13 protein-coding genes and 1 pseudogene are annotated in these 12,812 nt (G+C 65.6%); 10 read left to right on the top strand and 4 right to left on the bottom strand.

What is annotated here, in order from left to right:
* Window positions 1–49: 49 nt before the first annotated feature.
* On the top strand, window positions 50–2,893 hold the full coding sequence (gene ppc / locus NS6_RS07080; protein WP_068038354.1) for a phosphoenolpyruvate carboxylase: 2,844 nt from the start codon (window positions 50–52) through the stop codon (window positions 2,891–2,893).
* A 66-nt stretch (window positions 2,894–2,959) separates the two neighbouring features.
* Window positions 2,960–3,451, top strand: a complete 492-nt coding sequence (locus NS6_RS07075; protein ID WP_068038351.1) for a pyridoxamine 5'-phosphate oxidase family protein — start codon at window positions 2,960–2,962, stop codon at window positions 3,449–3,451.
* Window positions 3,452–3,469: 18 nt separating this feature from the next.
* On the opposite strand, the gene NS6_RS07070 is transcribed toward NS6_RS07075, so the two are convergent.
* Window positions 3,470–4,708, bottom strand: a complete 1,239-nt coding sequence (locus tag NS6_RS07070) for an FAD-dependent monooxygenase (RefSeq protein WP_210747318.1) — start codon at window positions 4,706–4,708, stop codon at window positions 3,470–3,472.
* Between the two features lie 74 nt (window positions 4,709–4,782).
* Here NS6_RS07070 and NS6_RS07065 point away from each other — a divergent pair, with 74 nt between their 5' ends.
* Window positions 4,783–5,397, top strand: a complete 615-nt coding sequence (locus tag NS6_RS07065) for a TetR/AcrR family transcriptional regulator (RefSeq protein WP_068038348.1) — start codon at window positions 4,783–4,785, stop codon at window positions 5,395–5,397.
* A gap of 294 nt (window positions 5,398–5,691) precedes the next feature.
* Here NS6_RS07065 and NS6_RS07055 read toward each other — a convergent pair whose 3' ends face one another.
* Both NS6_RS07055 and NS6_RS34550 read right to left on the bottom strand, forming a co-directional pair.
* Window positions 5,692–6,003, bottom strand: a complete 312-nt coding sequence (locus tag NS6_RS07055) for a hypothetical protein (RefSeq protein ID WP_068038342.1) — start codon at window positions 6,001–6,003, stop codon at window positions 5,692–5,694.
* Window positions 5,996–6,142: a hypothetical protein gene (locus NS6_RS34550; protein WP_157112646.1), complete on the bottom strand. Its 147-nt coding sequence runs from the start codon at window positions 6,140–6,142 to the stop codon at window positions 5,996–5,998. Before NS6_RS34550 ends, NS6_RS07055 begins: the two co-directional genes overlap by 8 nt.
* Before the next feature lie 345 nt (window positions 6,143–6,487).
* Between NS6_RS34550 and NS6_RS07050 the strand changes: the two genes are divergently transcribed.
* From NS6_RS07050 to NS6_RS07035, 4 genes are all read left to right on the top strand, one after another.
* Window positions 6,488–7,384, top strand: a complete 897-nt coding sequence (locus NS6_RS07050; protein ID WP_084470794.1) for a helix-turn-helix domain-containing protein — start codon at window positions 6,488–6,490, stop codon at window positions 7,382–7,384.
* Window positions 7,385–7,387: 3 nt separating this feature from the next.
* On the top strand, window positions 7,388–7,591 hold the full coding sequence (locus NS6_RS07045; protein ID WP_068038336.1) for a DUF397 domain-containing protein: 204 nt from the start codon (window positions 7,388–7,390) through the stop codon (window positions 7,589–7,591).
* Window positions 7,592–7,703: 112 nt separating this feature from the next.
* Complete coding sequence (locus NS6_RS07040) at window positions 7,704–8,024, top strand: hypothetical protein (RefSeq protein WP_210747317.1); 321 nt, start codon at window positions 7,704–7,706, stop codon at window positions 8,022–8,024.
* Window positions 8,025–8,039: 15 nt separating this feature from the next.
* The gene (locus NS6_RS07035) at window positions 8,040–8,669 is read left to right on the top strand and encodes a maleylpyruvate isomerase family mycothiol-dependent enzyme (protein ID WP_068038334.1); all 630 of its coding nucleotides are present in this window, start codon (window positions 8,040–8,042) and stop codon (window positions 8,667–8,669) included.
* Between the two features lie 69 nt (window positions 8,670–8,738).
* On the opposite strand, the gene NS6_RS07030 is transcribed toward NS6_RS07035, so the two are convergent.
* Window positions 8,739–9,938: an alpha/beta hydrolase family protein gene (locus tag NS6_RS07030; RefSeq protein ID WP_168443508.1), complete on the bottom strand. Its 1,200-nt coding sequence runs from the start codon at window positions 9,936–9,938 to the stop codon at window positions 8,739–8,741.
* 500 nt (window positions 9,939–10,438) lie between these two features.
* On the opposite strand from NS6_RS07030, the pseudogene NS6_RS36535 reads away from it, so the two are divergent.
* From NS6_RS36535 to NS6_RS07020, 3 genes and pseudogenes are all read left to right on the top strand, one after another.
* Window positions 10,439–10,669 (top strand): annotated as a pseudogene (locus tag NS6_RS36535) (IS30 family transposase); the annotation flags it as partial.
* A gap of 500 nt (window positions 10,670–11,169) precedes the next feature.
* The gene (locus tag NS6_RS07025; RefSeq protein ID WP_068038332.1) at window positions 11,170–11,358 is read left to right on the top strand and encodes a hypothetical protein; all 189 of its coding nucleotides are present in this window, start codon (window positions 11,170–11,172) and stop codon (window positions 11,356–11,358) included.
* Window positions 11,359–11,696: 338 nt separating this feature from the next.
* A complete protein-coding gene (locus NS6_RS07020) occupies window positions 11,697–12,563 on the top strand; it encodes a WD40 repeat domain-containing protein (RefSeq protein ID WP_168443507.1) in 867 nt (288 codons plus the stop codon).
* The last annotated feature ends 249 nt before the right edge of the window (window positions 12,564–12,812 follow it).

Raw genomic sequence — 12,812 nt, 5'->3', positions numbered from 1 at the left:
TGTGCGTCGTCACAGACCGGGGCGGGTCGGGCGACCATACTGTCCGACCATGGGAGACGCGCAGACCGGCAGTGGAAACGACGCGACCCGGCCGCTCCGCGAGGATATCCGGTTCCTCGGTGGAGTACTCGGGGATACCATCCGCGATCACGAGGGGCCGGAGGTATTCGACCTCGTGGAGAAGGTCCGGGTGGAGGCATTCCGGGTGCGCCGGGAGGAGGTGCGGCGCAGCGCGGTCGCCGAGATGCTGACCGGCGTGGATACCGCCGTGGCGCTGCCGTTGATCCGGGCGTTCAGTTATTTCGTGCTGCTGGCGAATCTGGCCGAGGATATCCAGCGTGACCGCCGTCGCGCCGTGCACGAGGCGGCGGGGGAGCCGCCCCAGGACTCTTCGCTGGCCGCCACCTACCGGAAGCTGGACGCGGCGGGGGTGCGTGGGGAGCGGGTGGCCGAATTGCTCGCCGATGCCCTGGTGTCGCCGGTGATCACCGCTCATCCCACCGAGACCCGCCGGCGCACCGTATTCGACACCCAGACCCGGATCACCGATCTCATGCGGCAGCGGTTGCGCGCCGCGGCGGCCGAACAGCCCGCCCTCGATCGCGAGATCCGCCGCCAGGTGCTCACCCTGTGGCGGACGGCGCTGATCCGGTTGTCCCGGTTGCGAATCCAGGACGAGATCGCGGTCGGACTGCGGTATTACGAGCTGACGCTGCTCGATGTGATCCCGGCGATCAACGCCGATGTCCGGGCGGCGCTGTGGGCGCGCTGGCCCGAGCAGCGGCTGCTGCCGAAACCGATCCTGCGCACCGGGTCGTGGATCGGGGGCGACCGGGACGGTAACCCGTATGTGACCGCCGAGGTGGTGCGGACCGCCGCGGCGCACGCTGCGGGGGTCGCCTTCGGCCGGTACCTGCGCGACCTGGTGCAGCTGGAGAAAACGCTGGCATTGTCGGCGCGGCTGGTGCCGGTGACCCCCGCCGTGCGGACGCTGTCGGATGCGGGCTATCCGGACCCGGACATCCATGCCGACGAACCGTATCGCCGGGCGCTCTACGGTATCCGGGCGCGGCTTACAGTAACCGCACGGGAGGCGCTGCGCACCGTGGGAGCAGGCGATACCGATGCCGCGGCGACCCTTCCGGATTCGGTCGCCGCGAGTGACAGCCCACTGCGGGACTTCACCGGCCGGGGTTCGGTGGTGTCCGGTATCCGCCCCTATGCGTCACCGCAGGAACTGCTGGACGATCTGGACGCCGTGGATGCCTCTCTGCGGGCGAGTGGTGACGGTTTGCTCGCCGACGACCGACTGGGCACCCTGCGGCATACCGTGGAAACCTTCGGGTTCCATCTGCAGGGCCTGGATATGCGGCAGAACTCCGAAACCCACGAAGAGGTTGTCGCCGAACTGCTGGCCTGGGCGGGCGTACACCAGGACTACGCGAGCCTGCCCGAGGCCGATCGGGTGGACCTGCTCACCCGCGAACTGCGTACCCGTCGTCCGCTGCTGGGCCCGCATGCGCGGCTGAGCGAGCTGGCAGCCAAGGAACTGGGCATCATCCGGGCCGCAGCCGAAGTGGTGGGTGCGCTCGGGCCCGAAGCGGTCCCCAACTACATCATCTCCATGTGCACCTCGGTCAGCGATCTGCTCGAGGCGGCCCTGCTGCTGAAGGAGGGGGGCCTGCTCGATCCCGGTGCGGCCGGTGGCGCCCCGTTCTGCCCGACCGGGATCGTGCCGCTGTTCGAAACCATCGAGGATCTCGCGGCCGGTGCCGCCACACTCGCTGCGGCGCTGCGGGTTCCGGAGTATCGGGAACTGCTGGTCGCGCGCGGTATGCGGCAGGAGGTGATGCTGGGGTACTCCGATTCGAACAAGGACGGCGGATATCTGGCCGCCAACTGGGCGCTGTACCGCGCCGAGCTGGATCTGGTGGAACTGGCCCGCGAGCAGGGAATCCGGTTGCGGCTATTCCACGGTCGTGGTGGCACCGTGGGCCGGGGCGGCGGGCGCAGCTACGACGCGATCCTGGCCCAGCCCGCCGGAGCGGTGCGCGGGGCGCTGCGACTCACCGAACAAGGGGAGGTGATCGCGGCGAAGTACGCTGAACCCGGTTCGGCGTATCGCAACCTGGAATCGCTGATCGCGGGCACGCTCGAATCGACGCTGCTCGACGTCGAGGGTCTGGGGCCCGACGCCGAATCGGCCTACGCCCTCATGGACGATCTCGCCGCCCGCGCCCGCGCCGCCTACGCCCGGCTCGTGCACGACACCCCCGGTTTCGTCGACTACTTCCGGCAATCGACACCTGTCGCCGAGGTCGGCGATCTCAATATCGGTAGCCGCCCGTCGTCCCGTAAACCCACGAAATCCGTGGGCGATCTCCGCGCCATTCCGTGGGTGATGTCCTGGAGCCAGGCCCGGGTGATGCTGCCCGGCTGGTACGGAACCGGGACCGCGCTCGAGGAATGGGTGGGCGGCGACCCGGAGCGGCTCACCCGTCTGGCGGACCTGTACCGGAGGTGGCCGTTCTTCCGCACCGTGCTGTCGAACCTCGCCCAGGTGATGGCCAAAAGCGATCTCGCGATCGCTGCCCGCTATGCCGAACTCGTCGAGGACAGCGAACTGCGTGAGCGGATCTTCGGGATGATCGAACGCGAGCATGCCCGGACGGTCGCCATGCACGCGGCGATCACCGGGAACGATCACCTCCTGGCCGACAACCCGTCACTGTCGGAATCCATCCACAACCGGTTCCCCTACCTGGAGCCGTTGAACCAGATGCAGGTCGAACTGCTGCGCCGGTGGCGCGGCGGGGACGATTCCGAACTGGTCAAGCGGGGGATTCTGCTCACCATGAACGGCCTGGCGACAGCGCTGCGGAACTCCGGGTGAGCGCGGCGGCCGGTGGACGGCCCGTCGTGCCCCGGTATGCCGTCTCCGCGTCGTACCGTCGGCGGTATGACGACATGGAGCGAATTCACTGCGGAAGCGCCGCATATCAGTGAGATTTTCCGCCGCCGCCATCTCGCGACGGGCAACCTGTGCATGCTCGCCACTCTGCGATCGGACGGATTCCCCCGTATCAGTCCGGTGGAACCGATGATCTTCGAGGAGAAACTGGTGATCGCCGGCATGCCGCGCACCACCAAATTCCGGGATCTCACGCGTGATCCACGGTTCTGCCTGCACACGGCCACCGTCGACACCATGGTTTCCGACGGCGATGCGAAACTCTTCGGCGTCGTGGTCGACGATCCGGATACCGCGCTGCACGCCCGTTTCGCCCAGTACCTGTACGAGGACAGCGGGATGGACCTGCGCGGCCGGGCGTTCGACCATTTCTTCGTCGCCGACCTCACCTCCGCATCGTCGGTGGAGGTCGGTGACGACACCCTGAAGATCACGATCTGGAAGCCGGGTGAGGGGGAGCAGGTGGTCGAGAAGCGGTAGCCGCTCGCCAACCGGTGATCACCGGGCGTATCCCAGCGCTTCGATATCCGGTGGAGCCGCCTCGTCCGGGAGGTCGAACGACGAAAGGGCGCTGCTCGCGCCACCGGCGAGAAGCCGTTTGCTCAGTGCCGCCGGCAGCCGGGTCAGCAGACGCGTGGCCATGGCGTTGACGTGCAGCTGTGCCCGGGAGCGGGGAATGCCGCGGCGCAGTACGCCGGGCGCCGCCTCCCGGCAGCGTCGTACGTAGTCGCCCAGTTGGCGTTCGTAGGCGGAGAACGCCTGTGCGTGCGCGCCGCCGGCTTCGGCGAGGGCCCGAGCCAAGAGGTAGCCGCCGACGACTGCCAAGGTGGTGCCGCCACCTACTGCGGGTCCGGGCGCATATCCGGCGTCGCCGACCAGGGTTACCCGGCCCCGCGACCACGAGTCCAGCCGGATCTGGCTGATCGCGTCGAGGTAGAAATCGTCCGCGCGGTCCATCTCGTCGAGCAGGCGGGGGATTTCCCGGCCTTCGTTTCGATACTCGGCGCGGAGCAGCCGGCGCTGGGCTTCGATATCGCGGTGGTCGAAGTCCAGTTCGGTGGCGCGGAACAGGAACACTGCGCGGGCCTGCGCTGTCTGCGCCACGGGGTACATGGCGGCGATCCGGTCCACCGCGTTGTAGAGGACGGTGTGTGTCGAGAGCTCGCGATAGTTGGGCAGGGTGCCCACTGCGAGGTATCCACCGAGGTGGTGGCTCACTTCGGCTTCCGGGCCGAATACCAGCCGGCGAACCGCGGAGTGGAGGCCGTCGGCGCCGATGACGAGATCGAACCGGCCGGTGCGCCCGCTGTCGAAGGTGACATCGATACCGGTGTCGTCCTCGGCGAGCGTGGTGATCGAATCGCCGAACCGGTATTCGACGCGGTCCGCGGTGGCCTCTTGCAGGATTGCCGCCAGTTCGCCGCGCATGATCTCCAGGTGGCGGTCGTCGGCGAAGGCGTCCGAGATATCGCGCAGGTCGATATCGACAGAAGAGCCGTCCGGGAGTTCGTAGCGCAACGCGGAGGTCTCGACGCGGGCCGCCCGGAGCCGGGGGAGTAGGCCCATCCGGTCCATCACCTCGCTCGCGGGTGCGAAGAGGTCCACCGCGTGCCCGCCCAGCCCGAGCCGGGGCCGGGGGGTGCGTTCCACCACCACCGGACTGAAGCCGTAGCGCTGGAGCCAGTACGCGAGCACGGGGCCGGCGACGCTGCCGCCGGAGATCAAGATGTCCACCACTGCACCTCATTCGTTTACTTAACGGTCGGTAAACAAGTTTACTTACCGGGCGGTCAACGCGCTAGGGTGGATCGATGCCCAGAGCCCGATCCACCGAGACGCGTGACCGCATCCAGGCCGCCGCGCTGGAACTGTTCGCCGCCCACGGGATCCGGGAGACCAGCCTGCGGCAGATCGCGGAACGCCTGGGAATCACAAAACCCGCGCTCTACTACCACTTCGCCTCGCGCGAGGACCTACTGCGCAGCTTGGTGCAGCCGCTCGTGGACGAGATCGACGCCGTGATAGCCGCGGACGAAGCGCGGTCCGCCGACGAACCGGTGGACGCACGCGAATTGCTCACCCGCTATTTCGATGTCTCATACGAGCACCGTGCGGTCACCGCGTTGCTGCTCCGGGATATCGCGCCCCTGGGCGAACTGGGCTTTCTGCAGAATGTGGTGAACTGGCGCCGTCGGCTCACCACCCTGCTGGTGGGTCCGGATGCCGGGGTCGCGGACCGGGCCCGCGCCATCGTCGCGCTCGGTGGTCTCGGCGACTGCCTTGTCCTGCTGGCCGACGTTCCGGTGGACGAACTGCGCACCGCGGCGGTGGACGCGGCGTGCGCGGCATTGGGGGATGGCAGCCCTGCCGCGACGCCCCGCCGCCCGGACCCGGTGGACGGGGCAGACCACCGGCGCTCGGAGTAGGCCTCGCAGTAATCGACGAACGAGCCGCACTCCGGCCTGCGGTGGCCGGCGACACTGTGGATCATTCCGCGCGATCATCCGAGTTCGCCGGTTCAGCACTGGCCTGCCGGGGCGATCACCTGCGAGTCCTCGATTCCGTTGACCGCACGGGGAAGTGCTGTAACAGCCGTTCGAACACGGACGGTATCCGGCGCAGACGCTCGTCCCGTTCGATCGATCGGGCGAGGAGGATCGTGTATCCGATCGAGCCGAGCATGCCGAGGGTCACCACGCTGAGCGCTACCTCTCCCCACCTCATGCGGTGTCCACGCTGCGCCAGCGGTAACCGCGCGGATAGACCCGGCTCGGCGTGATGAGCGCGGCGTTCTCGGTGATGATCCGGCGGATATCGGCGGCGTGCGCGAGCCCGGGAACGATCACAGCCCGCGCGTCGTACTCGGCGGCGTACCGGGCCAGTGCGTGCGCGGTGACGAACGGCCGGGCGTTCGTTCGCACCGTGTGCAGCAGCCGGCATCCGTTGCGTTCGGCGACGGCTCGCAGGTCGATATCGGGGGTGGGGATATCCAGCCGGATGAGGCCGACCGCTGCCGGTGCCCGGTCAGGCATGCTCACCGTCCTCGGCCCATTGCCGCATGGCGTCGCGGATCAGTTCCAGATGGGCGAGAGTGGGCAACGCCCACGCGGTGGGTAGACGATGCACGGCTTCGCCGCGGACCCGCACCGGCAATGACTCTTTTGCGCACATGATGAAACCCCGCTCATGACATAGTCTTTGGCGTGCACCCGGTGCGGGGTCGGGCACGTGGCGCCAGCGGCCTGTTTCGGCTCCCCTGGTTGTGTTCGTGACAGACCACCGATTCTCGGCTCTCCTGGCGTCGAACCGGTGTCCTCGACTGCGATTCGAGGTGGCCCGCACCGGGCGCGTCCTCAGTAGAGCTCTGGCCCAGTCGTATTGGGAAGCCGGAAACCGGAAATTCCAAGACAAATCTCCGGAATTCCTCCATGATTGTTGCGGGGCTGAGGTTTCCATGTACCGGCTTCCCTGTGCGGCCTTCCAGAATTCACACTTCCTGTTAGCAAAGGCAACGACATGGTAAAAGGATCGACACGCACGAACGCGTCCACGCTGCCGAGGCGGGCACTGGGCCGGCAACTACGCAAACTCCGCGAACGGGCCGGTTACACGCAGTCGGCGGCCTCGCGAGTAGCCGAGATTTCTCCCCAGTCATATGGGCGCATCGAAGACGGCTGGCAGACAAAAGTCACCGATTTGGGACTCAATGCGCTCGCCAACGCTTACGAGGCCACCGACGGGGAGCGGCGGCTCCTACTCGATCTGGCACGTGAGATCCGAGAGGCAACGGCCTCCGGTGGAGGATGGTGGCGAGCCTACGCCGATGCGATGGTGTCTGGATTCGATCACTACCTTGCTTTGGAGGAGGCGGCGAACTGGGTGACCTCATGGCAGACGACCGTGGTTCCGGGCTTGCTTCAGACCCGTGACTACCGCCAGGCACTCACTTGGGCGCTGAATCCGAATCAATCGTCAGACGATGTCAACCGGACGTTGGACCTTGCGCAGCGGCGTCAAAATCTGCTGGACCGTCCGGATTTCAAGTTCGAGGCCATGCTCACCGAGGCGGTTCTCCGATACAACGTCGGTAGCTCATCCGTGATGGCCGATCAGGTAAAACACCTCCTGGATCGATCGGACATGCCAGGAGTGGAGGTTCGGATTGTGCCGAACACTGAGACCAGCCCGGTTGGGCTCCTATCCAGGTCTTTCGTGCTCTTCAGCTTCCCGCCACTGCACGCGTCCAAACTGCAGGAGCCGCCCGTGGCCTACATGGAGGGATTCACGGGCAACCTGTTCGTGGAACGTGACATCGAGGTTGCCGAATACTCGCGCGAAGCAGAGCGTATCCGGCATGTAGCGTTGTCGCCGTCGGCATCCAAGGACTTGATGCTGCGGATTTCGGAGGAGTGACAAATGGTCGACCTGTCTCGAGCGAAGTGGTTCAAGAGCAGCCGTAGTGCGGGTGGTAATGATTGCGTCGAGGCTTCTCACCTGGACGGCGGGCATGTCGGCGTCCGCGACTCCAAGAACTCTTCCGGTCCGGCACTGGTCTTCACCCCTGGTGAATGGGACGCTTTCCTCGCCGGTGCCAAGGGCGGCGACTTCGACCGCCCCTGACCCCGCAAACCACGACCTCCGGGTTCGGTGGAACCACCGAACCCGAGGGGCCGAGACGCTGTTCGTCCGATATCGAGCAGCGGCACCGAACCGGCACGGCCGCTACCCGGGCGTGTTCGCTCTGGTCAACGGATTGGCGTGGTCGGGCTCTCTCACCGACGAGCAGCAGCGGTTCCGGCATCGGGAGAACAACTGGTTCCAAGAAAACCTCGTCGATCCGGGACAACTGGATCCCTCGCCCTACGACAGGACCCGTTACCCGCGGGCCGAAGCATGGTTCAAATCCTCGGCCGTTCAATTCCTCTCCCGCGTGGAGGGCTACCTCGCGATTCTGGACGCGCACGGCATCGAATGGATCCGGCTTGCCTCGGACAGGCCCGGCCGCATCGTCTACGACGACCCGTTCCAGATCATTGTCGACGGCCGACCGTAGTGTTTCACTCGGGTAGTGGATGTCAGAGCGCTGGCGAGGGACGAGCGGGAAGAGCTCGCTGACTTGGTCGCAACCCTGTCCGTAGGGGAGTGGAACCAACCGAGCTTGTGTGCATCCTGGAGAGTGCGCGAGGTTGTGGCACATGTGCTCGCGTACGGGCAGCTGACGCCGAGGCGTGCTGCCGCGCAGCTCGCCCAAGGGCAATTCCTCGAAGCGATCAATGCGACGGGGGTTGCCAAGTACTCGAGCAGCACCCCCGAACGGCTGGCCGGCCTCATACGCCTGAATCTCCAGCCGATCGGATTGACAGCTGGATTCGGCGGGCGGGTGGCGCTGGTGGAGGCGATGATCCACCAGCAAGATATTCGGCGGCCGCTCGGGCTTCCGCGGTCTATTCCTCCGCGGCGGTTGCACGTGGCTTTGAGTTTCACCCGGTACGCGCCGCTGATCCGCGGTGCATGGGGCACACGCGGAGTGCGCTTGGAGGCATCCGATCTCGCATGGGCCCACGGGACCGGGCCGATCGTCACTGGCCCCGGCGAATCCCTGTTGATGGCTATGGCCGGACGGCCGGCAGCCCTTGACGATCTGAGCGGGCCGGGCAAACCACGGCTGGCTCGACTGCTGACCCAGAGGTACGAATAGGCACCCTCCAACCTCAACGTTCGGCCGGACCACCTGATGCGAGTGCAGTTCGCTGCGCGACCGATCAGGTCACGGGCGGGGAAGCATTTCGGGTCGAGCCAGGCTTGTGATGGTTTCGATGATGCCTGTTCCGATTCGCCCGAATACGGCGTCGAAGTAGGCACGCAGGTAGTCGCGTTGCAGATCGATCGAGCGGATCGGGTCGATACTGCCCACGGTCCGGGTCGTGGTGCCCGCGGGTATGAGGCCGGCCGCGGCGAGTTGCGGCAGGATCACTTGCTGGTCACAGAAGGACATGTGCTCGGTGCCTTCCACCCGCAGCGGGACCTTCAGCCCGGTGTTGTTCGGCCAACCCGGCTGCCAGCCCGGATCCTCGGACCACGGATAGTTGCCGCTGGCCAGCATCAGCAGCGGGCGGTCGAGCCCGTCGGTAGCGACCGAGCCGAGGATCGGGCCATCGAGGTTGACTCCGGCGCGGATCCTGGGGTCGTCGTGGATCGCTTGGGCGGTGGTCGATCCACCGAGTGAATGGCCGAACATTCCGACCTTCGACAGATCCAGGTGCGCGGCCAGGGCAGGCGGAAGCACCTGTTGCGGGTCAGGCCCGCCGGCGATCTCGGCGAGCCGGTCCAGTACGAACCGGGCATCGGCTACCCGGGTCGGCAGCAGCAGGTCGCGCAGCACTTCCTGCGGAGAGTCCAGCGGCACCTCGGTCACTGTTTCCCGTCCGTCGGGGAAGTGGACGGAGAACGCTTCGTGGGTGTGGTTGATGGCCACCACCGCGTAGCCGTGGCTGGCGAGGTCCTCGGCTTGGGCGGTGCTCCAACCGGTGGTGTCGGTCATCCCCGGGGAATTCAGCACGACCGGAAACCGGCCGTGATCGGGCAGGGCGGGTGCGTCCTGGTGGCTGTGGCTGGGCGCCAGAGCCCAGCTTCCCGGCGGCGCGCCGAGTTCGTCGAGATAGGTGTTCTGCGCCTGTCGGCCGCCGGGCGGCATCCACGGTGCCGCCGTCGCCCCGCGGTCCACGGTGGCGGGGTACCAAACTTCGACCATCAACTCCCGGCGCTGATCCGGATGCCACGGATCAGTTCGGCCGGAATCGATCAGATGTACTTCGGTGACTCCCACTGAATGCGGCCCGGTGGGAGCTGGAAGGGTGAGTGCCACCGCTGTAGCGGGCGCCGCCGGATCGGTATGCGCCACACCGGCACTACCGGTGAAGGCAGCCAGGACAGCAGCCAATACGAGCCCGGTCCGTCGTAACTTCATGCGCTTCAACGCAACCCCCATGCCACACATCAGACTGTTGGTCGGAAACCCTACAAGATCGCCGGCCTTGCCCTCATGACCAGCGGCGCGAGCGGTCACGCATCGGCACATGAACTACTGCGCTTCGGCCCTGGCGAATGAGCTCGCGCGTTGGTTCAGGGCCAGCGGAAGTCGTCGGGCTGATCGATCCAGATCTCAGACGGTTGCAGGGCTTCCCCGAGACGGACTCCGGCGATGGTCAGTTCGTAGGAGCCTTTCGAGCCGTGCTTCTCCAGGTAGACCGGCTGCCTGGAGCTGCTGGAGCCGGCTCCACAACATGCTCGAACGAACACTTGCCCATACGCCGCCGCACGAGACGTTTGTTTGAACGGGCCCCGCTTTCGCTGACCTGGGCGTTCGTCCGCCGGGGTCCGTTTCGGCCCGACTGTTCAAGAAACGATCTTGGGCTCAATCGGTTAGTGCATCAACGCGTGGATAATCATGTCGGCGTGGAGGGTTCGGTGCTGGATTACGGGTTGTCACCTGCTGGTCAGGATGAGTTGTGGAGACGGTGGTGTGCAGGTGAGTCGCTCAGTTCGATGTCGCGGTCGCTAGAGATTCCGCTGCAGCACGTGCGCCGGTTCCTGGCGCAGACCGGAGGAGTCCGAAGACCACCCCGAGCTCTGCAAAATCGGCATTTGACACTCACCGAGCGCGAGGAGATCTCGCGGGGTCTGGCCATGGGATGCTCATGCACTGACTCTTTGAGATCGCCATGCATCCCTGAACAGTGAATGTGGCAATTATCGCTGTGAAACGATGATTATCGGGGTCAATTTCGTCAAACAATCACCTATTTGTGAACACGCCCGCCCCCTTGCTCCAGGCCGGTCTCAGGGCGTGAGGCTCAGCCGGGAGGAAAGTCACGCTAAGCGGGCGGCGCGGCAGGGTTGTACTGAGCTGGGCAAGCCAGGTGTTGAGACGGCGAGAACTTGGCGCGATGAGGGCCTTTGCCGCGGGCGGCAACGATGCACTTTCGGCAGTTCGGTCAAACATGTTGGTATTTTTCCTGTTTGGCGCTGAAGGGTCGCCGACCGCGGCCTATAGTGACACTATGTGGCTGTATGCCGTATGGGGTTGCATCGGCGCAGCCGTGAACTGCGGCTTGATATTTGTTGAGGCCACCACCAGAGTCAAGGGATGGCCATGGACGTGCCCGTATGGTCCTGGCGGCGGACCATACGCTGCGGCGGTGCTGACCCAGCTCGGAGTGGGGGCGGCAACGGCGGCAGCGGTGGTCGGCAGTGATGTGATTGCGGGGAACGTGCTGGTGGCATTCGTAATCGGTACAGCAACTCCGGTAGTGGTGAAAAAGCTCAGCACCTATGTCCAGTCGGTGCTGCCCGGAGACGCCGATCAGGTCAAAGGGCCGGAATCATGAGCCGCCACCGCTGTCTCCGCCGGTATCTCTCGGCTCTGTCCGGCACCACCCCTGCGTTCATCGCTGCGGGTAAGGAGCCTCAAGATGGTGGGGCCCACCGGTATTTGTCGGCATTGGCCGGCTCCACCCCGGCGTTCACACCTGGATTGTATTCCGCCGATGAATACCGCAGTGGCGGCGGCTTGGTGACCACCGAGGACCAGGCCCTGACATGGCGGACTCGGCTGCGCATGCTCAGGCCGGGGCAGGCAGTAGCTCAAGACTTCACCAGGACTTCACACGGCGGTTGGACTACTCGGCAATGCGTATGGGCCATTGCCGGGAAGATCTGGTCGACGATGGGATCCGCGTTCGGCAGAGGGGTAGGAGTCCTCGCCGCGGGGGGCGCTGCCGTCACAGCAATTACGGTTGCTGCCATTCTCCTGCTGCTGTCGAGCCAGGCCCAGATGCCGAAGGCGGTCGCCCTGGGGCCCGCCGCGGAGACGACGCACGCAGCGTTTGGCCACGGGTTGGTTGTTGGTATCGGCCCTGAGGGCAGGGCCCGGCTCTGGGACATGGGCGGGCACGAAGCAAGCTACATCATCAGCACCGGTGCCCGTTCTGTGGGCGCGGTGGCCCTGAGCCCTGATGGGAGGATAATCGCGATTTCCACCGCTGAGGGATTGCAGCTATGGGATGCGCAAACAATAAGAATGCTGGACGACGCTCCGTATCCCAGCGAGTTGACCTCTCTGGCTTTCAGCCCAGATGGCACGACTGTGGCATCCGCCTCCGTTGACGGACTCGTCCGAGTCTGGGACGTCGCCACTCTCGAAAGAGCATATGATCTTGTGGATCACACGGATGCGATTTGGTCGCTGTCCTACAGCCCCAACGGACGAACTCTGGCAACCCTGTCTGCTGACGACACCATTCAGCTCTGGGATGTGAGGTCGAGAAGACCAATCGGCGAACCGTTGCTCTCGGAGCAGATCCGGTTGTCGGCGATTGCCTTCGGTCCAGACGGTACTCGGCTAGCCGCAGTGGGTGCCGGAGCGGTCGATGTGTGGGATCCTGCATCCCACCGTCTAATTCAGCAGATTGCCACAGGCCTCACCGGCGACACGACAGCCTCGGTGTCCTTTACTCCCGACGGTCGGCAAATCCGAGTCACGGGAAGCTATGACGAGACGCTGCAATTGAAAGAATTCGACCTGTCCGCGTAAACGCCCGGTCAGCGGGCAGTTCACGGCTGAGTCTGAGATTGGGCGGCCTGGCAGCTGGATTGCCGGGCACAGCCGTCGGCTCGGTCCCAGGAACTCTGGACCATCAGGGAAAGCGAGAGGGCCTCTCGACGGAGAAGGTGAGGCCATCTGGTCCAGTGAGCTCAGCGACTACGCTCCGACCGTCCGTAGCATGCACTCGGCAACTTCCGCTGGACAACCCGGCAGCCCGTCGTCCAACCTCGCGCCGGA

This window comes from Nocardia speluncae NBRC 108251 (genome assembly GCF_001613245.1).
GTDB classification, from domain to species: domain Bacteria; phylum Actinomycetota; class Actinomycetes; order Mycobacteriales; family Mycobacteriaceae; genus Nocardia; species Nocardia speluncae.
Note: the sequence above shows the minus strand (reverse complement) of the source record. Positions and strands in the feature narration are given on the sequence as shown.